The organism is Bacillus haimaensis, assembly GCF_048270625.1.
GTDB classification, from domain to species: Bacteria; Bacillota; Bacilli; order Bacillales; family Bacillaceae_I; genus Sutcliffiella_A; species Sutcliffiella_A haimaensis.
The window spans coordinates 1,688,719-1,715,540 of the sequence record NZ_CP158164.1 but is presented as its reverse complement, the minus strand read 5'-3'; the positions used below and the strand labels follow the sequence as shown (position 1 = coordinate 1,715,540).

Annotated in this window: 26 protein-coding genes and 1 pseudogene; 6 read left to right on the top strand and 21 right to left on the bottom strand. The window is 40.7% G+C overall.

Annotation, left to right across the window (positions count from 1 at the left end; genetic code table 11):
• Positions 1-94: 94 nt before the first annotated feature.
• Positions 95-1,000 carry a DUF899 family protein gene (locus ABN702_RS08725; RefSeq protein WP_417900307.1) on the bottom strand — a complete coding sequence of 302 codons (906 nt, stop codon included), beginning with the start codon at positions 998-1,000 and terminating at the stop codon, positions 95-97.
• 106 nt (positions 1,001-1,106) lie between these two features.
• Between ABN702_RS08725 and ABN702_RS08720 the strand changes: the two genes are divergently transcribed.
• The gene (locus tag ABN702_RS08720) at positions 1,107-1,433 is read left to right on the top strand and encodes a hypothetical protein (protein ID WP_417900306.1); all 327 of its coding nucleotides are present in this window, start codon (positions 1,107-1,109) and stop codon (positions 1,431-1,433) included.
• Between the two features lie 292 nt (positions 1,434-1,725).
• Positions 1,726-2,064 (top strand): hypothetical protein, encoded by a 339-nt coding sequence (locus ABN702_RS08715; RefSeq protein ID WP_386639426.1) that lies wholly within the window; start codon positions 1,726-1,728, stop codon positions 2,062-2,064.
• 115 nt (positions 2,065-2,179) lie between these two features.
• Here ABN702_RS08715 and ABN702_RS08710 read toward each other — a convergent pair whose 3' ends face one another.
• The 6 genes from ABN702_RS08710 to ABN702_RS08685 form a co-directional block, all read right to left on the bottom strand.
• Complete coding sequence (locus ABN702_RS08710; RefSeq protein ID WP_417900305.1) at positions 2,180-3,316, bottom strand: SMP-30/gluconolactonase/LRE family protein; 1,137 nt, start codon at positions 3,314-3,316, stop codon at positions 2,180-2,182.
• An 83-nt stretch (positions 3,317-3,399) separates the two neighbouring features.
• Positions 3,400-5,736, bottom strand: coding sequence for an RNA polymerase recycling motor HelD (gene helD, locus ABN702_RS08705; RefSeq protein WP_417900304.1), 2,337 nt, complete (start codon positions 5,734-5,736; stop codon positions 3,400-3,402).
• A 348-nt stretch (positions 5,737-6,084) separates the two neighbouring features.
• Entirely contained in the window at positions 6,085-6,381 is a 297-nt protein-coding gene (locus ABN702_RS08700; RefSeq protein WP_417900303.1) for a ferredoxin family protein, read from the bottom strand.
• Complete coding sequence (locus tag ABN702_RS08695) at positions 6,381-7,676, bottom strand: FAD-dependent oxidoreductase (protein WP_417900302.1); 1,296 nt, start codon at positions 7,674-7,676, stop codon at positions 6,381-6,383. The genes ABN702_RS08700 and ABN702_RS08695 overlap by 1 nt, the downstream gene beginning before the upstream one ends.
• Positions 7,669-8,694 carry an electron transfer flavoprotein subunit alpha/FixB family protein gene (locus tag ABN702_RS08690; RefSeq protein ID WP_417900301.1) on the bottom strand — a complete coding sequence of 342 codons (1,026 nt, stop codon included), beginning with the start codon at positions 8,692-8,694 and terminating at the stop codon, positions 7,669-7,671. Before ABN702_RS08690 ends, ABN702_RS08695 begins: the two co-directional genes overlap by 8 nt.
• Positions 8,691-9,521, bottom strand: coding sequence for an electron transfer flavoprotein subunit beta/FixA family protein (locus tag ABN702_RS08685; protein WP_417900300.1), 831 nt, complete (start codon positions 9,519-9,521; stop codon positions 8,691-8,693). The genes ABN702_RS08690 and ABN702_RS08685 overlap by 4 nt, the downstream gene beginning before the upstream one ends.
• Before the next feature lie 380 nt (positions 9,522-9,901).
• On the opposite strand from ABN702_RS08685, the gene ABN702_RS08680 reads away from it, so the two are divergent.
• Positions 9,902-11,254: a glycosyltransferase family 2 protein gene (locus tag ABN702_RS08680; protein WP_417900299.1), complete on the top strand. Its 1,353-nt coding sequence runs from the start codon at positions 9,902-9,904 to the stop codon at positions 11,252-11,254.
• Positions 11,255-11,683: 429 nt separating this feature from the next.
• Here the strand turns inward: ABN702_RS08680 and ABN702_RS08675 are convergent, their stop codons facing one another.
• From ABN702_RS08675 to ABN702_RS08655, 5 genes and pseudogenes are all read right to left on the bottom strand, one after another.
• Positions 11,684-12,664, bottom strand: coding sequence for an LLM class flavin-dependent oxidoreductase (locus tag ABN702_RS08675; RefSeq protein ID WP_417900298.1), 981 nt, complete (start codon positions 12,662-12,664; stop codon positions 11,684-11,686).
• A 22-nt stretch (positions 12,665-12,686) separates the two neighbouring features.
• A complete protein-coding gene (locus ABN702_RS08670; RefSeq protein ID WP_417900866.1) occupies positions 12,687-12,968 on the bottom strand; it encodes a DUF3219 family protein in 282 nt (93 codons plus the stop codon).
• A 571-nt stretch (positions 12,969-13,539) separates the two neighbouring features.
• A pseudogene (locus ABN702_RS08665) lies at positions 13,540-14,487 on the bottom strand (LLM class oxidoreductase).
• A gap of 274 nt (positions 14,488-14,761) precedes the next feature.
• Positions 14,762-15,070, bottom strand: a complete 309-nt coding sequence (locus ABN702_RS08660) for an ArsR/SmtB family transcription factor (protein WP_417900297.1) — start codon at positions 15,068-15,070, stop codon at positions 14,762-14,764.
• 105 nt (positions 15,071-15,175) lie between these two features.
• Positions 15,176-16,054, bottom strand: coding sequence for a LysR family transcriptional regulator (locus tag ABN702_RS08655; protein ID WP_417900296.1), 879 nt, complete (start codon positions 16,052-16,054; stop codon positions 15,176-15,178).
• A gap of 114 nt (positions 16,055-16,168) precedes the next feature.
• On the opposite strand from ABN702_RS08655, the gene ABN702_RS08650 reads away from it, so the two are divergent.
• The gene (locus tag ABN702_RS08650; protein WP_417900295.1) at positions 16,169-17,248 is read left to right on the top strand and encodes a citrate synthase/methylcitrate synthase; all 1,080 of its coding nucleotides are present in this window, start codon (positions 16,169-16,171) and stop codon (positions 17,246-17,248) included.
• Positions 17,249-17,330: 82 nt separating this feature from the next.
• Here the strand turns inward: ABN702_RS08650 and ABN702_RS08645 are convergent, their stop codons facing one another.
• The 4 genes from ABN702_RS08645 to ABN702_RS08630 form a co-directional block, all read right to left on the bottom strand.
• Complete coding sequence (locus ABN702_RS08645; RefSeq protein WP_417900865.1) at positions 17,331-18,038, bottom strand: DsbA family oxidoreductase; 708 nt, start codon at positions 18,036-18,038, stop codon at positions 17,331-17,333.
• Positions 18,039-18,153: 115 nt separating this feature from the next.
• Positions 18,154-20,406, bottom strand: coding sequence for an AAA domain-containing protein (locus ABN702_RS08640; RefSeq protein WP_417900294.1), 2,253 nt, complete (start codon positions 20,404-20,406; stop codon positions 18,154-18,156).
• Positions 20,407-20,505: 99 nt separating this feature from the next.
• Positions 20,506-20,808, bottom strand: a complete 303-nt coding sequence (locus ABN702_RS08635) for a hypothetical protein (RefSeq protein ID WP_417900293.1) — start codon at positions 20,806-20,808, stop codon at positions 20,506-20,508.
• Between the two features lie 68 nt (positions 20,809-20,876).
• On the bottom strand, positions 20,877-21,242 hold the full coding sequence (locus tag ABN702_RS08630) for a hypothetical protein (protein ID WP_417900292.1): 366 nt from the start codon (positions 21,240-21,242) through the stop codon (positions 20,877-20,879).
• Positions 21,243-21,454: 212 nt separating this feature from the next.
• Here ABN702_RS08630 and ABN702_RS08625 point away from each other — a divergent pair, with 212 nt between their 5' ends.
• Together ABN702_RS08625 and ABN702_RS08620 are read left to right on the top strand one after the other, a co-directional pair.
• On the top strand, positions 21,455-21,661 hold the full coding sequence (locus tag ABN702_RS08625) for a hypothetical protein (protein ID WP_386639330.1): 207 nt from the start codon (positions 21,455-21,457) through the stop codon (positions 21,659-21,661).
• 183 nt (positions 21,662-21,844) lie between these two features.
• Positions 21,845-22,165 carry a hypothetical protein gene (locus ABN702_RS08620; RefSeq protein ID WP_417900291.1) on the top strand — a complete coding sequence of 107 codons (321 nt, stop codon included), beginning with the start codon at positions 21,845-21,847 and terminating at the stop codon, positions 22,163-22,165.
• Positions 22,166-22,216: 51 nt separating this feature from the next.
• On the opposite strand, the gene ABN702_RS08615 is transcribed toward ABN702_RS08620, so the two are convergent.
• From ABN702_RS08615 to ABN702_RS08595, 5 genes are all read right to left on the bottom strand, one after another.
• A complete protein-coding gene (locus tag ABN702_RS08615; RefSeq protein WP_417900290.1) occupies positions 22,217-23,074 on the bottom strand; it encodes a YihY/virulence factor BrkB family protein in 858 nt (285 codons plus the stop codon).
• 27 nt (positions 23,075-23,101) lie between these two features.
• On the bottom strand, positions 23,102-23,971 hold the full coding sequence (locus ABN702_RS08610) for a dimethylarginine dimethylaminohydrolase family protein (RefSeq protein ID WP_417900289.1): 870 nt from the start codon (positions 23,969-23,971) through the stop codon (positions 23,102-23,104).
• A gap of 158 nt (positions 23,972-24,129) precedes the next feature.
• Positions 24,130-24,972, bottom strand: coding sequence for a CAP domain-containing protein (locus ABN702_RS08605; RefSeq protein WP_417900288.1), 843 nt, complete (start codon positions 24,970-24,972; stop codon positions 24,130-24,132).
• A gap of 276 nt (positions 24,973-25,248) precedes the next feature.
• Positions 25,249-26,208 (bottom strand): Gfo/Idh/MocA family protein, encoded by a 960-nt coding sequence (locus ABN702_RS08600; RefSeq protein WP_417900287.1) that lies wholly within the window; start codon positions 26,206-26,208, stop codon positions 25,249-25,251.
• A 65-nt stretch (positions 26,209-26,273) separates the two neighbouring features.
• The gene (locus ABN702_RS08595; RefSeq protein ID WP_417900864.1) at positions 26,274-26,792 is read right to left on the bottom strand and encodes a type 1 glutamine amidotransferase domain-containing protein; all 519 of its coding nucleotides are present in this window, start codon (positions 26,790-26,792) and stop codon (positions 26,274-26,276) included.
• Positions 26,793-26,822: the final 30 nt, after the last annotated feature.

Genomic DNA, 26,822 nt, shown 5'->3' with positions numbered 1-26,822 from the left:
GTTGTAGGTGTACTCCTTTATAAACTGTTAAACATTTAATCTCTAAAGTATAGCAAAAAGAATGGACCTTTTCCCATGAAAAGGTCCAACCAGTCTATTTGCTCTCAAAAAGGTGAAAGTTCATCCCATAAGGATCCGCGATCATGAGGCTCTTTTCGTTATACTTCTTTGTTATGCTACAACCTAGTTGTAGAAGTAAATCCTTGATGGAATCCACATCCTCTACAGCGAACTCAAAGAAGACCATCTGTTTTGCATCTTCACTTTTCTCCATATAGAAATTGGTGCCATTCAAGGTGAAATGGGTTTCTGTTTCATTCGTCTCTATCAGTTGCATTCCAAGGGTTTGTTCATAAAATTGTCGGGCATTTTCATAATCCTGAACTTGGATGGCGATATTGTTTGTAAGCTGGAATGGGGTTTGTTCGTTTATCTTTTTACCCGGACGGTATTCTTCATAGCCGGATGGAAGAAGGTCAAAGAAAGACCATACAGAACAGAAATCATCACCAGGTCCGAAAAAGGTCTTCGCATGATGAAAGATTTTCCCTTTTTCATTTCTCGTAAAGACCGATACCCCAGGGTAGTTCATTCCTTCAAGTACGAATCCCATATCTTCTTTAAAAGAATTTTCTTTTGTAGAAACCATCGGGAAAATCCAATTCCTTTCAGCTGCGAAATTCTCCTGATCTGCAGTGTTGTCAGGACTCGATACAACAAAGGAAGCCTTTTTGATTATGTGATGATATACACCATTAAACCCGTCCGCCCACATTGTGCAGTAGGAGCAACTTTTCCCCATATTATGTACGACCAGCAGTTCTTCTTTGTCCCCAAACAGTTCCAGTAGAGTGACTGGTTTATTATGTGAGGTGGCAAAAGTGTAGTTTTCGACCGGTTCCCCTTTGTTTCCCTTTCTCAGCTCTGCCAGCTGCTTTTTCTTTTCCATAATCTCCAATTCTAGCTTCTGTATTTCACTCATTACTTGTGTTTGACTCATTGTTTGTCCCTCCTTTAAATTATGTGTATGGATAAAAATAGTTCTTTCAACTGTGTCGCTCTTGCTTTATGATAGGAATAATAATTTCTTGCGGAGGAGTGGGTAGATGAAACTGACAAAATATATCATTATCATTGCTATAATTATAGCTTCCACCACGTTTCATCTATCCAGTCACCCTTCCCCCAATACAATTCTCTCTTTGGTGAAGGATTCCTTCTTTTTGGATCAGGACAATATTGATGCTGATGAAAGCTCGGATAAAAACCATGCTTGGATGGATGACCATCCATTTACACTTTCCGGATATCAGACGATTGCAACTAATATTACAGGGGCAATAGAGCAACTACCTTCCTATCTCCAGCATCTTGTTACAGTATTTCATCAGGGGAACTATTTAGACCAATTCATGAAAGATCTCACCTTTTAACCAACAAATAAAAGGAGGAGTTATCATGATGTGGGTTCGCATTATTGCAATTTGCTTTTTCTCCCTTACGTCCCTCAGCCTATTTGCATTTCAGGGTATCGAGGTAGTGAAGGCTTTTACTGAATATTTCCATTCAAAATAAGGATATATGGGGAAAGTCGCATTCATTGGTGCGGCTTTTTCTTTTGTTAAACTATAATTATTTTCCGAAAATACAAAATATTTTGTTAGCACTTACATATATTAATACAACTAATACTTATCTTTTATCTACAAAGAAGGAGCGATGTTCATGAGAGATATGCCGAATTTCGGTGAATTTTATCCTAAATCTCTTGTACCGATCAAGAATGACGACCTGCTGATTTTTTTGGAGAAAGTGACGGATATCGAATCATGTGATCATTTCAGTCACTGGTTGATTGCATTGGAAGGAAAAGAGATGAATCTCGGAGAAGACTTCTACCATTGGCAGATCGTAGTCTTTCCAGCAGAACTGAATGGTGGATTTGATTACAAATATCCATTATATGTCTCCTCATTTTTCCTCTCCATCGATGAAGCGCTGGACTACATCACGGAAGTCGAAAAAATTGCTAAAGATGGGCAGTTGTTCACCATCGCAGGATGACAGAAAAAAAGAAAAACATCTCTGTTTTTCTTTTTACAGGTATATGTGAAACAGTGTACAAAGAAAGCGACATACATAGCCCCCTCAAATCGCATCCCCGCCTCGTAAGTCATTTCTAATACAGATTTTCCATCCATCCGATTTTATCCCGATCACCAATATGATGGAAATATAGTTGATCCTCCGTTTCCGTCACTCCTGTGATCTGATGGAAGGACAATCTCGGCCCCTGAAAGTCATATAGTATATCCCCTTCCTCATTTATGCATATGACATGTGCATACCCCTCACCTCTTGGCCAGAAGCTGTGGGGAATACGCATCACGACCGATCGAAGCCAGGCTTTATCTGCGCTATAATCCAAAAACGAGTTCCTGGGACTGACCAACCCGATCCAATACTTACCTTCTTTCCCCTGCATAAGGTTATCAGGCAAGCCCGGAAGATTATCAACTATTATTTCAGCCTTTTCCTCAGAATCTAATGTACTGACATTTTCGGCTGTTATACTTATCTTCCATACCCGGTACTTCCCTGTTTCATTTAGTAGGATATTCTCCTGTTTTTCGTCCAAAGCAATGCCATTGGCAAAGCTCAAACCTCTCATTAATGTACGAGTTTCCTTTGAAACGGGATCATACTCCAGTAAACTGCCTGTTCCGGTTTGTGCCAGTATATCCATTTCCCCTGCTGCAAGGACATCCCCAATTTTCTCTGGTACCACATCAGACGAAGCATCCGTAAAATATATCTTTCCGTTCCGTGAAACCACTATTGCATCGGCAAAATAAATCGCTCTTCCATCCACGGAGTCGGTAAGGAGTTCTATTTCCGCTTCCGCTTGCCAGTTCTTAACCCTTAGGAGTCCACCATGTGATCCGTACATCGGGTCCGCGATGATCAGCGCGTTTTCCGAGTCAAAATCAAAACCAAGCGGCCTTCCCTTTGTATTTACAACCTCTTCAATTTCAGAACCATCGGGCCGCATTCGAATGATTGCGCCTTCCTTCACTGAGGCAAAGAGCCATCCATCCTTGAAAACGATATGCTCCGGCTGGCTATAATGCCCTAAACGGATATACTTCATGTTTGACAGCTTATCATTTTGACGATGAGAGCCTTTGTAACCCTCGCTTTTTGGTGCTTCCCAATTGGTCGGTTCAATTGGTATTGGCCATAATGCAAGGTAAAGTAACAGCGAAACCATAGCTATTCCAATAGCGATCCCGAATCTCTTTCTTCTTTTATTCATTTGCCACCTCTTTTGGGAAATTAGAAAGTATTACTACTTATATTAGGGGTCCAAGAAGCATTTACCACGGGAATCATAAAAGTTTAAGATTGGATGAAACCCTCCCTCAATACTCTTCGTAAAAATGGGCTCGGTTCCCCTACACTGTAAAGCTGTAATTGATGCATCGCTCTAGTGCAGGCGGTGTAAAAAACTCTGCGCAGGCTCTCATCACCATATACATGCGATGATGCATCATAAATAATAACAGCATCGAATTCGATGCCCTTGGATAAATACGACGGTACGACAACTACACCTTGTTCATACTGAATCGAATTGCTCTTTAAGAGTTTAATTCCATCGATACTGGAAAGAGATTGATATGCATGTAAACTTTCCTTAGCAGATTTACATATGATCGCAATACTATCAAGCCCTAGACTTCGCAAATCTGCGACTTTGGAGGCGATGCAACTGTGCAGTTCTTCTTGATCGACTAATTGTTTCAGGGCAGGTCGCTCACCGTCGCGTTCAAAAGGAATAATCCCTTCTCCATTTGGAACAAGTCTTCGGGTGAATTCAATGATTGGTTTGGTGGAACGGTAACTTCGAGCGATGTTGATAATCTCCGTTTTATCGGGTCCATAAAGGCTGGTAAGTGTGTTGAAATTAGCCTCTTCACTGGCATGGGCAAATATTGCCTGGTTAAAGTCGCCAAGCACGGTCATCCTTGCCGCAGGAAACAATCGCTTCAGAAATTCAAATTGAAATGGGGAATAATCTTGAGCTTCATCAACAACTATATGTTTGATCGAGCTGTTTGTCTGAAAGCCTTGAATCAGCTCTTTTAAAAGGAGAAACGGAGTAGCATCCTCATAAAAAAGTTGATCTTCATTCAGCGTTTCCAAGGTTGCCTCACAAATATCAGCCCATTCTGCTGGTGTCTCCCCTTCCATCCAATGCTCGATCTGCAGTTGATCAGTAAAAAGTTGATTGTATAGCCCTTTAAAGTCGATAAAACTAAAAGCTCGGACTCGTTTTCGTATGGGCTTCAATTTTTGGTGAACAATCAACCGGGCAAGTTCTTCTGGCTCCATTTCATAGTCACCAATTGATTCTCTTTCAAAGCCCCGTTTTTTCGCTAAGAACTTATGTGCCTTATGGTAATCATCGTTGCTAAGCAGCTCAATTTCATCCTGTACCCAAGGCTTTGACCGCTCGACCTTTTGGACCTCACTTATTTTCTTGGTTAACCATTCCTTCAATTTTTCCAGTCTATTATGGAAACGTAGGGAAGAGTCATGGCTATAGAACCTTTCAGCTATTTGTTTGCCAGTAATGATTGGTTGCCCTCTGAAGGTAATATCATTAAATAACATCCCTGATAATTCCAGTGACTGTCTATATGATGTGAGTGCCTCAAAAAAACGCGTAGATGCTTTAAAACGGATACCCGCAAGTCTTGACCTATAGGAAGGAGTATGGGACGCAGTTAAAATATATTCCAACTGTTCGTAGGGATTTTCGAGTTGGAACTCTTTACTCAGACGATGATCCAAGTATTCCTGGAATGTGACCTGTTGCATATTCTCTTCACCAAGCTCTGGAAGTACATTGGACACATAACTGCTGAACATGGAATTAGGCGAGAAAAGTATGATTTGATCAGCATTCAAATGATCTCGATATTTGTATAGCAAATAAGCAATTCGTTGAAGGGCGGCCGATGTCTTGCCACTGCCTGCTGCACCATGAACAACGAGCAGCCTCCCGTGGTCATGACGGATGATCCGGTTCTGCTCCTGTTGAATGGTGGCTACTATATTGTGCATCTTTTTGTCGGTACCTTTTCCGAGAACCTGCTGTAAAATCTCGTCTCCAATGGTGAGACTCGTATCGAACATGGACTCTAGGACACCGCCGCGGATAAGATATTGCCACTTTTTCTCAAATATGCCGTGGATTTCGCCTCCCGGGGTTAAGTACTTAGCAGGACCGGGCTGGTAGTCGTAGTAGACACTCGAAACAGGTGCCCTCCAGTCATAGATCAAGAAATTCTCTCCACTATTATCAATAAGCGAGGAGATACCAATATAGATTTGTTCCTGAGTTGAATTCCCTTCTTCGACAAAATCGATCCGACCAAAATAGGGAGCCGCCTGCATTCTGCGAAGCGTGGATAATCGCTTGGATGCATGTTTATGGGTGCTTTGGCTCACCGACAGAGCTTGAGCCTCTTGGCGCAAGCCGATAATGGTCTCCAGAAAATCATCAAAGGTGTCCGTATTTACCTTTACTTCATCCCAAAAGTGTTTGCGGATATGAACCACTTCGTTCCGACGCTTCTCAGTTTCGTCTTCTAATCTGTTGATTTCCTCCGTAATAGTCTCCATTACACGGTCTACTCGTTTTTGCTCCTGTAGATGTTCTGAATTCATAGCAAACACTCCTTAAAAAAATTTATAAAAGAGTTGACATACGTATTGATTGCATTGTATAATTAAAATAGGGATATTTTATTTAAATTTAACTAAACAATGTATATCTATATAAATTTACCACAAGATCTCATGGTTTTCAATGCTTTAAGACTTTTTAAAAAAATCTTTTTAATTCCTGGCCAAATTCCTTAGCAAAGGTATTTGGCTTTAATTATGTAAAAAATTGCTTAGCCTACAAAATTCCGGAAGGTTCGCGCACTCCTATTGATAAATTACTTTTCAATCTCCATCACGAAAATTCTCCAATTAAAAAAAGCCTATCAATTTGATAGACTCCCATTTCTTTTAGGCTAGTCGGAAAACAATGCCATGGCCGCCCTTCGGGTACTCCCACTTGATATTCTGGTGTGGACAGCCGATACGGCAGCTGCCGCACTCATGGCATCCTTCGTATCCGACATGCATTCTGACCTGCTCCCATTTATATATTTCCGCAGGGCAAAAGATGGTACATAATTTGTCCGGACATTTGGTCAAGCAAATGTCCTCATCCAAGACATGGAGATGTGATTTGGTGTCTGCATTGAAACGAACAAGATATTGCTTCTCTTCGATAGTCTGACATTTCTTCTGTTCTGTCATTACTTCATCACCTTCCACGCTCGATAGGCGTCTCGAGCCAGTTTTAGTTTTTCTTTCGGTGAGCCTAGATCCTTCCAGATTTTCTTCTGTTTTTCCCACTTGGACTTTCCATCGACCGTAAACATCTGGCTTGCTGCACGGTTCACCATCGGGATATATTGGTCGAAATACTGGGGAAACTTATTGAAGTGATGTGTTGAATCCTTGTATTTCTTCATATCCTGCCCGACAAAACTCTTCATCAGGTTGACCCGGTACTGGTCCAGGGTGCTCTCTGAGAAATCCCCCTGATCTTTAGCTGCAAGGATGGTTTCAGCAGCAAGCCTTCCCGAAGTCATCGCAAGATTGGAGCCTTCACGGTGAATGGCATTGACGAGCTGTGCCGCGTCTCCCACCACGACCACTCCATTCCCCACGATCTTGCCCATCGATTTGAGGCCGCCCTCCGGAATGAGATGTGCCAGATATTCCACAGGTTCCCCACCAGCGAGGTATGGCCTTACCATTGGATGGTTTTTGACATATTCCAACAGCTCATATGGTCTTATTTTATGCTCGATCAGCCCGGAAAGAAGTGTCCCGACACCAATACTTAAAGTATCTTTGTTTGTGTAAAGGAAACCGGTACCAAGAATGCCTTTCGTTGCATCGCCGAATAGTTCAATGGTACAGCCTTGGTTTTTTTCAAGGTTAAAACGTTCCTCGATGGTTTTGCTGTCCAGCTTGATGATTTCCATGGTTGCGAGTGCCACTTCATCCGGCCGGTACTCTTTATGGAAGCCAAGGGATTTACCCAAAAGGGAGTTGACTCCGTCCGCGAGCACCACCACATCGGCATAGACCTCCCCGTCTGGACGGTCGGTTCTGACACCAATCACCTTGCCATCCTCTACTATGCATTCCAGTACCACCGTTTCATTTACAAGCAGTGCCCCCTGCTCGACTGCCTTACTCGCGAACCATTGATCAAACTTTGCCCGGAGTACCGTAAAGTTGTTGTAGGGCTCCTGTGCCCACTCGAGGCCCTTGTACCCGAATGTCACGGCAGACTCCTTATCCATCATCATAAATCGCTGTTCTACGACCGGGCGCTCCAGCGGGGCCTCCTTATGGAATTCGGGGATGATATCCTCCATCATCTTCCGGTAAAGGACACCACCCATTACATTCTTCGAACCTGGATATTCTCCTCGCTCCAGCAGCAAAACTTTTGCTCCGCCCTTTGCCAGTTCAAAGGCACAGGATATTCCCGCTGGTCCTGCACCGACTACGATACAATCAAACCTCTCAGACATGATTTACCTCCTCTCCCGCCAGCTCTTTTTTGAATTCCTGAACCAGCAATGGAATGATTTCAAATGCATCCCCTACAATTCCGTAATGGCATGATTGGAAAATGGCTGCCTCAGGATCTTTGTTGATCGCGATAATGAGCCCCGCATTTTTCATCCCCACAATATGCTGTATGGCTCCTGATATACCAATGGCAAAATAGATTTTCGGCGTCACGGTTACCCCTGTCTGCCCAACCTGATGGTGATGCTCGACCCAGCCAGCCTCTACGACATCGCGGCTTGCTCCGACGACTCCACCGAGCGTATCTGCCAGTTCGTGGATCACCTTGAAGCCTTCTGCACTTCCGAGTCCCTTCCCACCCGCAACGACGATATCAGCTTCATCGATTCTTACTTTTTTGTTGGCTTCTCTGACAATCTCCAACACTTTCGTTCTTATATCCTCTTCTTTCAGGTCGATATGCTCCTCTATCAGGGTTCCTGTTCTTCCTGCTTCCGGGGAGAGGGCCTTCATCACCTTCGGCCGCACCGTCGCCATCTGCGGCCTGTATTTTTTGCAGAGAATGGTTGCCATGATATTTCCGCCAAAAGCTGGTCTACTGGCCAAAAGAAGACCTGTATCCTCTTCTACATCAAGCTCTGTTGTGTCGGCTGTCAACCCAGTAGGGAGATCTGTCGCTACTGCACTTGCCAAATCCTTTCCTGTGGAGGTGGCTCCATAAAGGATGATTTCAGGCTTATATTTTTCGCTGCAGTGAAGGAGCGCTTTCATAAAAGATTCAGTGCGATATAGCTTGAAAATCGGCTGATCGTATACATAGACGGTATCTGCACCATATTCAAAAACTGTTGAAGCTAAGTCCTTCACATTGTCTCCAATGATTACACCAGCAAGTTCTACGCCCCTCTTGTCTGCAAGCTTCTTTCCTGCCCCAAGCAGCTCAAGGGAAACGGGAGCTATTTTCCCTTCCTTTTCTTCAATAAAAACCCATACGCCCCGGTAATCTTCAAAGCTCACTTGGATCCCCTCTTTTCTGCAAACAGCTCTTTCTTTTCCAAAACAATAGAAAGAATCTGCTTCACCTGATCTTGTGCTTCTCCTTCAACCAGCTTGCCTCCCTCGGGCTTAGGCGGGGCCCATACCTTTGCTACAATGGTTGGGGAACCTTTAAGACCAAGCTGTGTCCGGTCGATGTCAGCCAGATCATTGACAGACCAGATTTGCGGATTGTATCTGGCAGCCTTTAGCATATTGGGAAACGAGGAATATGGGACCTCGTTGATCTCTTTTTCCACCGATAACAGGCACGGCAAAGTTGTTTGCACCACCTCATACCCATCCTCTAGCTTCCGCTGAACCACCATGAACCCTTCTTCCTTATTGATTTCCACTATCTTTTTAACAGAGGTCAATGGGGGGATATCCAACCGTCTAGCAATCCCCGGCCCCACCTGCCCGGTATCCCCATCAATCGTCATTTTCCCGCATATAATCAGATCAATCGGCTTTATTTCACTAATTTTGTCAATCGCCTTCGTCAAGGCATAGCTCGTTGCCAGCGTGTCGGCACCGGCAAATGCCCGGTCAGAAATCATATACCCCTCATCCGCACCGATTTCGATGCATTTTCTGATCGCTTTCACTGCTGGTGGCGGGCCCATCGTTACTACAGACACCTTTCCACCATATTTATTTTTGAGGCGTACTGCCTCCTCCACGGCATGTGCATCATATGGATTTAAAATGGCCGGTGCACTGGCGCGGTCCATCGTATTTGTTTTTGGATTCATCTTGATGACCTTCGTATCCGGCACCTGCTTGATACATGCGACAATATGAAGCAATCCTTTCCCCTCCCAGTCTTCATCTATTTCACTATTTTTCATGATGTATAAGTAGATAACTGTCCCATTATTATTCATATATATGGACAAGGAGTGGATATCATTCCGGTTTTTATAGTTTTAGATGAAAAATCCGTTAGGGATGGAGAAAAATAGAGCAGTAATACCTAATGGGGCCTGTTATCTGCACAAAACAACAAAATGCAAAAGAAATAAGACCAACAAATTGTAGCATCATTTGTTGGTCTTTATTTGTTGATATATGGGCTTGCATTATTTCCCATTAAAACACGGGAAATATTTGTAGTATATTGTCGAAAAATCTGGTATTTTAATAGTTGTTTCACTAATAAAAATTCAACTATTAAAGGTGAACATATATGAGACCAATATTAAATCCCATAAATTCAGAATTAGTGGACCGGAGTAATAAACATTATATTCCAATCAAAAGAAAATTTTGGATAAGCCACTGTTTCGCTTTTTTATGGATGTGTTTTTCTTTTTATATAGCACTCCCCTGGTTAAAAGATTTATCCCATATCGTATCATTTCCACTGGCATTACTTATAATTGGAGGTATTTCATATATCCCAGGATATTTAAATGCTTTTTTAGTTAGCAGCCTGCTTTTAGATCGGCAGCCTCCCTTTAAAACGGAATTCCCAAATGAAGAGATCACAATTCTTGTCGCTGCACATAATGAAGAAGGCAAAATCTTTCAGACACTACAGTATATCGATAGGCAGGACTATTCAGGTAAAATCAAGGTGTTTGTGATAAATAATTGTTCCACAGACCAAACTGTTAGTGAAACATTAAAGGCAAAAAAACAATTAGCTATTGAAATTGATCTGCTACATGAATCTAAACCAGGTAAATTTCATGCTTTGAATCATGGATTAGAAGTTGTTTCAACTCCTTACATCATCACCATAGATGCAGATACGTTGCTTCATCCATCTTCTATCCGCTATCTTGTAGCTAGAATGAAATCTAGTCCTGATGAAGTTTGTGCAGTCGCTGGTTGTGTCTTAACGAAAAACAGTAGAGAGAATTTGTGGACTAAAATTCAGGAATGGGATTACTTCTTGGGTATCGCATCCATTAAAAGACTTCAAGGTTTGTATCAAGGAACCTTAGTAGCACAAGGTGCATATAGTTTGTACAAGACAGAATGTATTAGAGAAGTTGGCGGTTGGCCTGATGCTATTGGTGAAGATATTGTATTAACTTGGCGTTTACTCCAGAATAAATGGAAAGTTTACTTTGAACCATTAGCTGTTTCTTTTACTGAAGTTCCCAATACATTTAAACATTTGGTGCGACAACGAGCTAGATGGTCAAGAGGCATGATCGAAGGACTAAGAGAAATAAAACCTTGGAAACAGCCTATAATTTATGTGAAATATTTAACTGGTATCAATTTAATCATGCCTTATTTAGATATAACGTACACACTATGTTGGATTCCAGGTCTAATATTGGCATTTTTTGGTCACTACTGGATTGTAGGTCCAATGACATTACTAGTTTTACCGTTAACATTTATCAGTTATAGTTTTCTTTATTTCTATCAAAGAAATTTTGTATTTAAACTTTTACAGATTCGAATTCGCAAAAACATTTCAGGCTTAATTCTGTTCATTCTTGGTTATCAAATGGTTATGTCTCCTGTATCTGTTTATGGTTATGTACAAGAGGTTTTTAAATTTAAAAGAAACTGGAAGTAACATAGTTTTGACCCATTATTCACCATCGGTGTTTGCACAATGCATTTCTTATGCTTGTGTTTTTTTATTATAGATTCATTGTTCATTTTGTGTTTTACTTTGGTTGGGGTAAAGATATTCATGGAAGAATGCTGTGAATACCTCCAGTTTTTCCGGTAATATTTTGTACGTTTTTCTATAGGGGTACCATCAGCAAAACGCGAATTTACAACGTTAAGGAAATACCATATTAAAAAGCCCAATTTCTCATTAAATTGAGAAATTGGGCTTTTTTCCATACTGTAGATAATGACTCGATTGTGGAAGATCAATAAATTTGAACAAAAAAGTGATTATTGATCTGCCGCATTTTAACTGCTACGACTGCTTTCAGGGGAACTTGATCCTAGTCCCCTCGTTGCACGATGCCTCTTTTTAATCTTAACTTTTTCATTTAATAAATTGTTCTGCGATTAATCGATATGATTGATGCTTATCCTTTGATGAATAAGTGATAGTTACAATCATGATTTCATCTGCTAATACACGAGATTGAACATCCAATATTTTACCTTTTACCTCATCAGGAGTACCTATAATCATTTTCTTTTTTATTCTTTCAATAGACTTTTGATTACGTAGATTTAGAAGAATTTTTTTTGCCTCATCAACAGAAGGAACTCCTTTGTTTCCTTCCATACTCTCATTTTGTAGTTCCCAAACAATTGAACTTAAAGCAATTTCTTCTGCTTTTTGAGTAGTTTCTGCACAAATTACTGATAAAGCCATAATGACGTATGGTTTTTGGCCTTTTTTCCTTGGTTGAAATGACTGACGATATTGTTGGACGATTTCTGCTCCATTTTCATCACTCATAAATTGTCCGAAACTATATGCTAAACCGTTTTCCGCCGCGAAATTTCCACTTTTTCTACTTGTACCTAACATCCATAGATCAGGACTAATTTGCGGTATCGGTGAAGCCTCTACTTCGGTCCCTTCATTATCTATGTATTTAATTAATTCACTTACTAAATCAGGCATTTTATAGACATGTTGCAAATAGTTATCCGATAATGCATTTGTTGCCTCAGCAGGACCACCCGGTGCCCTTCCAATCCCTACATCAATTCGATTAGGAAATAGAGTGGATAACATGTGATAGGTTTCTGCCACTTTATAAGGCTTATAGTATGGCAATAAAACTGCTCCAGAGCCAATTCGTATATTTTTTGTATTTGCGCCAATATACCCTAACATTACCTCGGGCGCGGAGCATGCAAGCCCTGGCATTGCATGATGTTCAGCAATCCAATAACGTGAATATCCTAATGTCTCCCCTATGCGTGCGAGATTCATTGATTCCTGTAATGCTTCACTTGCAGTTTGATTAGTTGAAATGGGAGACTGATCTAAAATGCTTAATTTCATAGGTTGAAAATCCCCTTTTCTATTATTCCGCTTCTTTCAAAGTCAGTTTATATTCACCAATTTGCCCTTTTTCGTATAGATTCGTAATTGATGTTGAATATTCTTGAATCGTTCCGCGGAACTGAAGATGTCTCTCGGGCACGATTACATCAAATGTTCCTTTGTATAATAACGTTGCAATGTCATGGTAGTCGTCACTTGTAACATGAAAAGTAAAAGATATCTGAGTTTTACCTTCTATCTTTTTTTCAACATATTGTGTGATTTTAATTCTATTATCATTTAGTTGGATTTCTGTAACCATTTCATCATCGTCCCTTTCCTTATTCATTTAACTTACTCTGACTTATAATTGACGCCGTTTGATATGATTTTTCTAGAATATCGTGACGAACGTAAACTTTCTACGTTCGTCACAACCATGTAAAAAGTTAATCAACCGTTTGCTGTATTTTCAAGAATGTAACCAACTTCTTGTGACCCGCGCATTTATTGAATTTGGTATAGCGTAATCGATCAGGCATCATAATAATCAAGAAATCTACAATCCCATTCCCTATCATGAGTTCTTCTCTATCTTGATCAACTAGTACTCTTCTGATCGTATCTTCTTTTCCTCCAGCACTTAATTGTCCAATGAGGGTCAATGATTTTTCAACGTCAATCCTCTGCGAAAAGTTAATGTTTAATCTATAATTGTCATTTTACCCACTTTACTTATTTTTCTCGTAATGTTTCTACTCTAATTTTTAATTTCTAACAACTATTCAATTTCTTCACGATCACAAACGAAGCCGTTATTTTCTTCTCATCTGGATAATCTAACGCAACGCCCATCGAGATTGTTTGGTCATCAGGAATAAATAGGCGCTCGATTACGTTAATGCCGGAAATAGAGGAACTACTTCTTCTGCTAATTCTTGTATTACCTCTTCCGCAGGGCGACGACTATATTTGTTATTTATAATCACATGGTTTACTCCGACTTCTTGTAATGCGTTTAGAAATTCGATTAAGAATTTATGGCCACTTCTGAACCCTAAGTGAATAGATGTTGGCCCTTCATTCGGATCCTCAGTTAAATCAATATATAGCGATTGGGCAAATGGTTTAAATCCATCTGTTAATGAACGATAATCTCTAATGAGTCTCTCTTGTTGAGCTGGATTACATGGATAACCAAGTATTCCATCACTATTTTCCGCAATCCATTCAATCGATTGCCCAGAAAAACCTGTTACAAATACTGGGATATCGCCTAAAGCTGTCTTTGGCAGAAGATCTGTTCCTCCAGTCAGATTTACCCTACTAGAATTAATCGTTGGGAATGATTTTGCCCAAACTTCCTTCATCACATAAAAAGCTTCTTGATATAATTCAGTCCTTTTTTCTCCGTCTACGCCATAAGCGTTAAATTCAATCGGACGATCTCCCGTTGCAAGACCAAATAAAAGTCTTTCCCCTGAGATTTTGTCCAAGGATGCTGCAGATTTAGCAAGATTTAATGGATGTTGAAATGACGTTATCGCACTTGCTGTTCCTAATGCAATTTTCTTTGTATGCGCTGCTATATGGCTAAGGAATACCCACGGATCATACATTTGTCCTACATCTCCGAATGAAGGATCATTTAATGGAACATCTCGGACAAATAGAGAAGCAAAATTGGCTTTTTCAGCAACAGTTGCAAGTTTTATTTGTTGTTCCAAATCCATTTCTGGAATGTTGCCTTGGTAGGCTTCAAGTGGAAAAAGCAAACCTAAAGTAAGTTTATTTTCTTGAAATGTTCTCTAATATCCATTATGTTTTTCAAATTTGTTCATGTTAATTATCTCCCTTTTCATCTCTTAGTTTTTCAGTATATTATTAAACAACGGATTGTATTGGATCGATAGGAAACAAAAGCGAATACTAATTAATAAATCAGCCCCTTAAATAAAGCTGAAATCATAGAAGCGTATATAATAAATTAATATATCGCGAATTAACGATTTATTTTAATAAAAAAATACATGACCTAACATATTTATATATCCTGAAATCTCGATATATAGAAATTAATTAAAGTGAATTGCTTGAAGCAATTCACTTTAATCCTCAAATCTCTTTCGCAATGTAATTGCTTACTTCCTTAATAACTTCTTCATTACGCTTATAGTATGTCCACTTACCCTTACGCGTTGCTTCGAGTAGCCCAGCCCGATGTAGCATAGTAAGATATTGAGAAACCGTTGATTGTGTTACATTTAACTTTTGATGCAGCTGTGATACGCATACACCCTCTTTCTCAAAGCTAACCCCTTCAGAAATAGGGAGGGTAAAATAGTTTTCGGGCTCTTTTAACCACTTCAAAATCTGCAAACGTTTTTCATTAGACAATGCTTTAAAGATTTCTATGATATCCATAAGCTTATAATATCATTAATTTCCGATATGTCAATTTGTATTCTCCCCTATAAGGATATCAATCGAAGGTTTTGTCCTTACTTTCTTTTATTAATTCGTTGTTTCCTAGATTCTATAGTTCGCCAGAAACTGAAGAAACTCCTTTTGAATAGAATGCTCATACTTCATGAGAGCGAATGTCTGTGCTTCCGGTAAAGTGATATCGGGGCAGTCAATCTCCATGAGCCTTCCCTCTAAAAGCTCTCTTCTTACAGTAGAGATGGGTAGAACAGAAACTCCGAGACCTTCCACGATAAAACGCTTCGTTATATGGACCTGAGAGACCTTCATCATTTTAATCCGTGGGAACCTGGCTTTTATGATCTGGCACAACTCTTCCCAGTAACCTGGATGGTTATGGGTCAGCAACGTGCTTGACTGAAGCACTTCCTCAGCATCCAAAGGATGGGCCCGTTCGGAATCAAAGCCATCATGGGGAGCTACTAGTACCAATGTCTCCTGGTAAAGGGAATGGCACCTCACTTTAGGGTCGCTTCCAGGCAAACACGATAATCCTATGTCCACTTCCTCAGCTAATACAGCAACTTCTATATCAATCGACTCAATGATCTTGATGGAAATCTCTACATGTGGATGTTTGGTAATAAAGCTTTTAAGTACATAAGGAAGAATAGTGTCCGCAATCAAAGGGGAAATTGCAATAGTTAAAGTTGATGTGAAGCCCTGTTGGTAGGACTGGAGGTCTGCCACCCCATCGTTAAATGCATCCAAAATCTTTCTGGCATGAACCAAGTACCGTCTACCTTCTTCAGTCAGTACAATACTTCTTCCCTCACGAACAAACAACACGGCACCTATTTCCTTTTCCAACAACTTGATATGTACGGTGACAGTCGGCTGTGATAGAAATAAAAGTTCGGCAGCCCTGCGGAAGTTTGCTGTATCAGCAGCGGTTACAAATGTTCGTAGCCAGTTGAAATCCATAGAAACTTTCCTCCTTTTGATTAAAAAATTTAATTGATTTGATTAATAATATTTAATATTCATAATTAGCTTTATTTTATAAAATATATGTAAGAAAGGAAAGGAGAGATTGAAATGAGTCAGCCAGGTTTGAAAGGGGTTATTGCAGCAGAAACGAAAATTGGTGAAGTGGATGGCTTGAATGGGAAGTTGATTTATCGGGGATATGAGATAAGGGAATTAACAAAAAAACTCTCTTATGAGGAGGCAGCCTATCTGCTGTGGTATGGTGAGATTCCTGATTCCGATGAGCTGTTAGAGTTTAAGGAGTTCTTTTATCAAAACAGAGCTTTAACACCTGTGATGAAAGGGGTACTGGACGTTCTCCCTTCAGATATGGATATGATGAGTGTCATTCGCACCGTACTTTCCGCATCCGGCGATACCTCTTATGGTTGGAAACCCACCCTGGAACAGGCTATTGGGATAACAGCAAAAGTGCCTACCATTATCGCCAATCGAAAAAACAAGCTTGAAGGTCGTTCATATGTTATACCTGATTTCAGTCTCAGCCATGTAGAGAATTATTTGTATATGTTGGATGATACTCTTCCAAGACCCGAACATGTACGGGCGTTGGAGACCTATATGATCCTTACGATGGAGCACGGAATGAATGCCTCCACTTTCTCTGCAAGGGTGACAGCATCAACGGAATCGGATCTGGTTTCAGCCGTATGCTCGGCCATCGGCACAATGAAGGGACCTCTCCATGGCGGAGCACCATCTGAAGTCATTCGGCTGTTGGATGAGGTGGCAAACCAAGAAGATGTGAAGGCATACCTTAGTGGGAAAGTTCTTGCAGGAGAAAAGCTGATGGGATTTGGTCATAGAGTATATAAAACGCATGATCCCCGAGCACTTGCATTAAAAGAGAATCTTATGGGGCAGGTAGGAAAAGATGAGTGGCTTGACCTCGCGCTTTCAGTGGAGGCCGCAGCAATTGAAACCTTGCATGAGCTGAAGCCAGGCAGAGCACTTTACACAAATGTAGAGTTTTATGCCGCAGCGATCATGAAGGCACTTCAGCTCGATTCCTCCCTCTTCACCCCGACCTTCACCGCAAGCCGGATGGTCGGTTGGACTGCTCATGTACTTGAACAGGCGGAAAACAACACTATTTTCCGGCCTTTATCGAAGTATGTGGGCAAATGAGTCGCAACTTTTTACGAAATAAAATCCCCAGCAGAAGCATCCGCTGGGGTAAGAATTACATTTATAAAGTTATTCCGTTAACTCATTCACAGCCCTCATCTGAACAGTACGATGTCTTATCCTTCGATTCAAACGTCTTTAATACAGGTTTTTCGTTTTCCTCTTCCCAGACCTTTTCAAGAGCCTGAACAAATGTCTCTACCGACTGGGCACCGGAAATTGCATATTTACGGTTTATTACAAAGAAAGGTACACCTTGAACCCCTATTTCGCGGGCTTCCGCTTCATCTGCACGGACGTTCTGCTCATACTGGTTCCCGCTCAGGACCTCTTCCACTTCCGCGACGTCGAGCCCGATTTCAGCAGACAGGTCCTTAAGGAAGTCCAGACTGCCAATGTGTTTGGAATCTGTGAAATGTGCTTTTAATAGGCTTTCTGTTAATTCATGATCTTTCCCCTTTTTTTCTGCAAGCTTTGCCAATCGGTGAGCATCAAATGTATTTGTTGGGATGTTGGTATCAAAATTAAATTCAAGGCCGACTGTTGCAGCTTGAGCTGCAACTCCCTCGCTCATCTTCTTTGCTTCGGAAACCGGCATGCCATACTTTTTGGCAAGTATTTCATGAATGGTGAGATCCGTGTCACGCTTGGCTTTGGGATCCAATTCAAAGCTTTTGTATTGTACTTCTACTTGATCACGTTGGGGAAACTTCTCCAACGCTTCTTCAAGTCTTCTTTTTCCTATATAGCAAAATGGACAAACAAAGTCGGACCAAACTTCTATCTTCATTGTTTTATCGCACCTCTTTCTAATTGTTGTTTGGTACATCTTATCATAATGTTCCATAATCCTCTCCTATTTTGCTTAGAAAGGCAAAGCAATCAGTAACATAAAGTTACAACAGTCAGGTTCCAAGGTTCCATTGGTTTATTAGAAACCTGCAAAGGACAGCGGACTCCGCTCTCACAGAAACGTAAGTAGGCCTTGTATTCCTTCCAGTTTCATAAGGTGTGCCAAGCCAAAGAATTTTTTCATCGATCATCACAAATGGAAAAGTCAGCTCTTCCACCACTCTCGTTATGTTGGAAAGTGGCCCATCGCTTTCTTCTGTTGTGACAATCACTAAAGTGGAGTGAGCTTTAAATTTCTTTAGTACTTCCAGCCATTGGGAGGAAAGGTTGAAAAAGCAAGGTATACCGATTATGACGGACTTTTTGGATTGCTTCATATCGCTGAATACCTTTTCCAGCTTTACCGCATGCATCCACTGAACTTTTGTATGCTGATTTTTCACCCATTTTCCTATATCTTTCGGAAAAGCCTGTAATTGGTTGGTCTCCTGATGAACAATCAGTTTTCGAATCGTTTTTTGGGAACCGATTTTACTTTTCATAAAATGGGCATCACAAATATGTATAAATTTCCCTCTTGTTCTTGTGATAGCTACGTTCAGTAAACGTTCGCTCTCTTTTCCGATTAATAACATTCCTGGTCGCATTAGTGGATAGCTGTCTACCGAATCGAAAATCACCATATCCTTTTCACTTCCCTGGAACCTGTGAACAGTTGCAGAAAGTATCTCTGCCGTTGCCATTTCTTCCAAATACACCTCTTCCAAAAAAGCTTCCATAAGACTCGCCTGTGCGCGATAAGGAGATATGTAACCTATGGAAGTTATACCCGAAAGCTTTCCTTCATGGATATTTTGAAAAGAGAGAAGCAAATGCCATAGGTTTACTCTTGACCTTGACACTCTATCTACCATCCCGTATTCCCCTGAAGAGCTGGTATGCAGCAGGACGGAAGCCGCCTCGGAAAATGGCAAGCTTTTGGCCAAATCCTCCCGTTTTTTCTTGATTTCCGGATGATCTCCAACCAGGGAGTGATAGATATATTTATTAGTGAAGGAGGATATGTCCGGATGCATTCTTCTCTGCTCTTTTAAAAGCAGTAATTGTGGATGAAGCAACCCGTTTTCTACTGTATCCGCCACTCCTGCACGGTGAAAAATGTCTTCACGGAGCCATTTGTCCACAAGTTCATGTCTTGCGGAAGCAATTGGCGGGAGCTGTTTGAAATCACCACAGATGATGATATGTCTACCTAATGAAGCTGCAAAAGCGGCTTGGGGCACATAGGCCATGCTTGCTTCGTCGACAATGACCACATCATATTCCTTTTCATAGATGGTTTTGTCACCCGCAGCCTTGGCTAAGGTGGTTCCGATGATATAGGCATCTTCCAGAAAATCCATTTCTTTCTGGCGAATTTTCTCCAGAATTCTTCCGAGCTTGCTTTCAATTTCCAACAGCTGTGCGGAATCCCTCTTACTGAAAGACTTGTACAAGTCCCTGTTCAGAATACCTCTTTCCTCTATCAGCGTATTTTTTTCCTTAGCAAGCTCTGGGTGGTCCGTTTCTAAAAGCTGGCTAGTGGAAAGCGCGAATGGCTGTGAAAGAATAGCAAGGCTTTGTGTCCCATATCGTAGTACATCTCCTTCCACAAAACGTTCCTTCTTTGAAATGAAGGAAGCAATCTCTTTGATCAGCACATCCACCGCCTGATTACTGTGTGAAAGGATGAGTACTTTTTTCTTTTTGAAATATTTATTTGCTGCAACACGGGCAAGGGTATAAGTTTTACCGGTACCAGGCGGCCCCCATACAAATGTGACAGGATTATACTTGGACCGGAGGATAAGCTCGTGCACATTGCTTTTTATTATCTCCTTGGGGTGATTCACTTCCTGGCTGGGATTTAGCAGCCTTTTTACTCTTGTTCGCTTCTTTTCATTTTCCTTCAGTTCTTCTATTCTTTCAAAAAGGTTATCTAAAAGTTCCCAGGGATCATAGTGGATGTATGCCTCTGAAAGATTGGTGCCCAAAGTTTCCTCAAAAGTGAGGATGACACTCTTGCCCTCCGAAGTAAGGACTTTCCCCTCTTTCGTCATTGTTCCCCACTCCAGCTTGATTTTGCTTCCAGCGGGTATTCTAATTGATTGAGGTGCCTCAAAGAAATATGTAAATCCTTTTTCTTTTGAAAACTGATGTCCATTTCGAACTAAATACTTTGAACTGCCATATTTTTTAAGATGCATGATTTCTATTTGGATGGCTTTTTGCCATTCCTTTATGTTACCAAGTAAGTTTTTCTTCATTCCAATCTTCCCTCATACCTGAAGAATCCCCGTCCGGAATGACAGGGATTCTACTATTGTTGCTATACTATAGCATAATCCGGATGATGATTCTAACTTCTAATCAAACCATTGGGTGGATTCCCCGTCCATTATCCGTTCTAGCTCATTCAGAAAGTTTAACAAAAGAGGTCCCGGAAGCAGATCCTGAATGGTGATCACAAGGTCCAAGGATTCCGCCTCTTCTTGCTGAATTGGTCTTTTAGGAAGTGTAGTAAACCATCTTTCAAACTCATCAATGAAAAGATAGAAATCACGTTCGAATTTTTCTGCCCATTCTGCGCCTTCCTCCCCCTCTGTCTGTTGCATCATTTTCCAATCGTCGAGTGCCTGCTTCAAAGTCTCCATCACTTTATCTCTCATCCTGATTTCCTTCCCGATATAAAAAAGTGCCAGATCTCTTATTAATAAGAAATCGGACACTTTTCCTTTTATTTATAAAACTTCACTACTGTTTTCTCGACTTTTTTGTCTTCTTTTGAAACGTTTTTCGGCTTAATTGGTGAAACTGGTTCAGCTTTCACATTTTCTGTTGCACTGATTTCCAAGTAAAACGGGTTGGAAGCTTTATCGCCGCCAAGGTAGCCTTTGAGGATTTTCAGCTTGCTTGTGGATCCTTTCAGCATTGCCTTGTAATCCCATGCAATTTCATTTTTATAGGTACTATCCATTCTTTCCTTTAATGCTAATGCTTCTGATACTGCTTCAGCAGGCGTTCGGAAAAATGTATCCGCTCTTTTCAGCCCACGCTTTTTTATGCCGTCTCCAGCTCTTGCTTGATAAAGTGTTACTGACATATTTGGTCATCCTTTCTGTATGTCGGTTTCACACCTTTAGACGGTGAGTCTGTACACCAGGATACCAAAGGAAGTTACCTTCTCCTTCTAGTATACCCCTAAATGCCAATTACTACCACGATTATATTTTTTATGCGGGAAGAATAAGGTCTGTAGAAAATATATTTGCGGTTTTCATGGGCATAATGAATAATATATGAGATAATGAATGAATGATTAAAACTTCACAATGGAAGAAGGAACAAATATTGAAACTAAAAAATAAATTTCAAGACAACGAAAAGGTTGTTTTAAAAAGCACAGGCGAGCAAGTAACCATCAGCAAGTTCAACTACGTTCCGAATCTAAAGAGATATTCCTATACACTAAAAGAGTATCCTAAAACTTTCTATTTTGAGGAAGAAATCAAACAACTCTAATCTATCCTTTTCAGGTGTAAACAGATGACTAAAATCATAGCGGTCCCCTTCAGATTGCAGCCCTCTATAAAAATCATTTTGTCACCTCCATTTATCTTAAGCACACCATGAGAACCGGCTAAGGTTAGCTGGTTTTTTTATTTGGGTAGATAAATAAGAAAGAGAAAAATTTGGAGGGATAGTATGTTTTTTTTACTTTACGTTAGTGGTGGTATTTTCCTTATCTCCATAATAGTGTTCGTCCTATCGGCAATTTCATTTCGCAGAGAGACAAAGCCGACACTTGACTCCATTCAAAGCATTCAGATGAAACTGCAAGAGGAAAAGCAAGCTATCAATGTCCAAAACGAAAAGATGAAAAATAAAAAGATAGAAATTAAAAATGATCTAGATTGGAAAAAATCCATATTCACTTTTACACTCATTGAGTTGAAACAACTCCCTGATACATTGATGAAAACAAGCGGCAATCAAAAGACGGATCATTATTCCAGAGAGATGTAAATCGTGAATCATAAAAAAACCGAGGAAGCTCATTGAAGCTTCCTCGGTTTTTCATAATGCTGTGAATTCTTCATCATGATACATTTTATTCGTTCTAATATTATCTTTATGATAGATTGCATTGATTTCTCCACCGATTACCAAAGCGAGTCCAGTCAGGAAAAGCCAGAGCATAAGCACAATCACTCCGCCCAAGCTTCCATAAGTGGAGGAATAATTTCCGAAATTGCTAACATAGAAAGAGAATCCAAGGGAGATTAGCTGCCATATGATGGTTGCTACAAGAGAACCAGGGATGACTTCCTTGAAAGTTTTATCGACATTCGGTGCAACTCGATAAAGAATAGTAATAATGGCAAAAATGACTACAAATGCGATGATGAAACGCAGGACATTAAGAAGCACCGAAGTTCCACCTGGTATATAAATGAATTTCTCCAGGTTACTGATAATCACACCACCAAATATTGGCAGAAAGAATGCAATCAAAAAAGCGAAAATCAATCCAATTGTAAGACCAATCGATAACAGTCTGACCATAATAAATGATCTGGTTTCCTGTACATTGAATGCTTCATTCATTGCCTTAATAAATGCGTTCATGCCATTGGAGGCGGACCATATTGTACCGAGAATACCCAAAGTGAGCAGTCCCCCATTAGGCTTACTGATAAATTCGTATATGCTGTCCTCAATCAGCTCCACTGTCTGTTGTGGCATGATCGTATTAAGAAATTCTATTGCTTTTACGGGATCGATGGACAGATAGGGAAGGATGGAAAGTGTTAATATCAACAACGGGAAAATAGCAAGCATATAATAGTAAGCTTGTTCTGCCGCAAGTCCTGTTGCCCGATCGTCCTTCATTTCCTTCCCAAGTCTTTTACCGAATCTGATAGCCCTTCCCATGCTCTCCCACTTCCTTCTTTGTATTTGTTATATATCGGAACGCTTTACAGGTAATGTACAACAGCGGAACGAACCACCGGATTTGATGATTTCGGATATGTCCACCTCTATCACATCATATCCTCTGTCCCGCATATCCTTGTTTACCTTTTCATTGCAAGGAAGGCTGAACACCTTCTTATCCCCAACAGATAGAACATTCGTTCCCATTGTAAACTGCTCTTCTTTCGTAACCTCGATTAGCTCATAACGTGTAGCCAAATAATCAAGTTCCTCTTTTCTCAGAGCAGGAGGAAAAACCAATGCCTCTGTTGGTGAAAGAACGTTAAATACACAGTCCAAATGCAGATAAGATTTATCTATTGGGATTTCTTGTACAGTAAACCCCGGCGTCGCTTCTGCAAGCTTATGTATGCCCTCGCTTGAAGTCCGACCGCTGATTCCTACAAAAATGACATCACGGTCTACTATCACATCTCCACCTTCTATACTGTTGTCTGTTAGTGGTAGATAGGTAGCTCCTTGCTCATCTAGCCAATTTTTAAACAGTTGTTCTTCGCCATGTCTGACTTCACTGCCCATATTGGAGACAAAGAGTATATCTCCAAGTGTAAATCCAATATCACGAGTAAAGACCTGTTCGGGAAACCTTTCTAATGCTTCCAGATTAATTACTTCAATTCCTGCCTCTTTCATTTTTGCAACAAAGTTCCGATGCTGTTTGGTGGCCAGACTTTCATCGATATTGTCCTCGGCATAATGCTTTTGAGTTTCATTGATGATCTCGCTGATGCTCATGAATGTAGGTGGACATACCAATACCTTTTCCAATCTTCCATATTCACTGTTGCATTGCAATTCTGAGTTTGAAATTATAGCTTCCATTTCGATTGTCACTTTAAATCCCCCGTTCAATATCCATTGTTTTTATAAGATACATTCCCGAAAGTGGAAAAGCGTTAAACCTTTATTTGAAATATTATTTTGATAAACGATTATTATACAAAAAAAGCAAATTTAACATACATTAAATTTGCTTTTTTATCCATCACATATTATTTTCCGATAAACATTTGTGTCCAGTAATTCCCATCCTCTACATATCCTACACCGATGTGTGTGAAATTTCCATTTAAAATGTTTTTACGATGACCTTCGGAGTTCATCCATGCCTGTACTACTTCCTCTGGACTTCGTTGCCCCATTGCAATGTTTTCACCAGCTGTATTGTAGGTAATTCCAAAATCCCTCATCATATCAAAGGGAGAACCATAAGTAGGGCTTGTGTGTGAAAAGTAATTCTTTGCTTTCATGTCCTTGGACTTCTCTCTTGCAACATTACTTAGGGCAGAATCAGCTTTAAGATCGGATAGTCCGTTTTTGCGGCGCTCGGCATTAGTCAATTCAATTACTTTCTGTTCTGTTTCTGAGATTCCTTCTGTTGTTTCAGCGGCTGGTGCCTGGTTTTGCTTTGCTTCAGGCTGACCTTCAGGTTGTTCCTGTGCAGGTGCAGGCTGTCCTTGTTTTGGCGCAGGCTGTCCTTGTTGTGTTCTAGGTTGTTCACCTTTAGGTATTTCTTGTTCGAACTTATATACACCAAAATGTCCATACTGCTCCACTTTCTGAGAGTGCGGAAACTTGTCGCTTGGAGTGCTTGTGCTAAAAGAGTTTGGATCGATGGTTAAAAATCCATGATTAATTTTTAGGACCTCTCCGCTTATGCCATCTCTTACATTACGATCATTGTCAATATTTCTTACTGTATCGTCAAATGCATTGTTATAGGAAGTGTTTTCAGGTGCTGCGTTATTTTCCATATTATTATTGTTGTCTCCACATGCAACAAGCATGGAAAGTGTTAATGCGAGTACAGAACCCAAATAGACAAATTTTTTCATGTGACATCTCCTTTTCCAAAGTTATTACGATAATAGCTTTTCTTTTAAAAGGAAAGTTATTATTGGTAATAATCGTGAAAAAAGGAGAAAAAAGGGGCCAGCTCCATGCTTCATGTGGGGGTCTGGCCCCTTTAAACTGTATAATAAAGCACGTTGATTTCCGTTCCAGGCACTGCGCTTATCCTTAGGCGGTCCGGGAGCCTCCTCCCGCAGGAGTCTCCGTGCCTTCCACTACAAACAACTGAGTTTTGTAAACTTTTCCCATGTGTTTTTTCTTTAGCCCTCTATTATCTTTTCCAATACTCGTTGCACAGCGTAGCCTTCATCAAATCCAACCAGATAGGCGTCATCTCCATCAAGCTTTTTGGCCAGTTCTTCTATCAGGCTGTATTGGGGGAGATTTATTTCGTTCAAATCAACAGGATGCCAATCTTCTCCCCTTTTAGCTGATTTTACGACTCTCCAATCATCGAGCACTACAGATTGCTTTGTGCCATGAATGGAAAAGGAGAGATGTTCCTTTTCCGCTTGTCCTACCAAGCCATCCACCAGCACTTTTATTCCACTTTCCAGTTCGATTGTTGCAATGACGCCAAGTTCACTTGCTGTTTCATCTGCAGGGAACTCAACAGAACTTTTCACTTCTTTTACCGGTCCAAATAAGGACAATATCATTTGCAGATAGTGTGGGGTGATCTCCCTGATAAATCCCCCCTGTTCCCTTTTACCGATCCAAGGAGTTTGCTGCCAAGGTCTTGGCCATTCTGGAAAATGCATCTTAAGGTGAATACGTCTGATATCTCCTAGAGAATCTTGCTCCACAAGCTCTCTCATAAAAAAGAAAGCTTTTTGGTATGCTAAAGGAAAATGCATCGCATGAATAAGCCCGGATTTCTCTGCCTCTTTTAGCATGTGTAATCCTTCCTGCTCCGAATTTGCCAATGGCTTTTCGCAAAGAACGTGCTTATTATGTGCGAAAGCTGCCATCACTACGTTATTGTGGATTGCTGGTGGCACTGCCACATAAATAAAATCAACATTCTCTTGTTTTATTAGTTCATTAAAATCTGTATAAAAGGGAACACCACCCAGTTCAGTGGATGTTTGTTCAGCCAATACCTTATGTCTATCACAAATCCCCGCAATCTCAATGGAGGATGACTTTTTAAATTCTGAAATTAAGCGTTGTCCGATTACCCCAAGCCCTACAATTCCGACTCTTTTTACATTACTCATACTACTTCCCCCTTATACTTGAAAAAACGAAGAAAAGATAGTCTCCCGTCATAACGGAAAACTACCTAGCTTAAAACCTTGATGAACTCGCGCATATAATCAGGCAGATCTGGCGGACGACGACTGGAAATAAGGTTGCCATCCACTACAACCGGTTCATTCACCCAGGTTGCCCCTGCATTGATCATGTCATCTTTTATCCCTGGTGTACTTGTCACTTTTTTACCTTGGAGAATCTTCGCTGAGATCAGGACCCAGCCTGCATGACAAATTTGTCCGATCGGTTTTTGCTGGTCATTCATCACTCTTATAAGCGATAAAATATCATCATACCTTCTCAGTTTATCCGGCGACCAACCGCCTGGAACTAAGATTGCATCATAATCGTTCGGGTCCAGGTCATGGAATGACACATCCGATTCAATCGGAACACCATATTTCCCAATATATGTTACATTGGATTTTTCTCCCGCAATGACGACAGACGCTCCTTCTTCCCTCAGACGCAGAACAGGATACCAAAGTTCAAGATCTTCAAAATCGTCACTGACGAGTTGAATGATTTTTTTGTTATGTAGTTTGATGGGAAACGCCTCCTTTTATATTGGCCTACT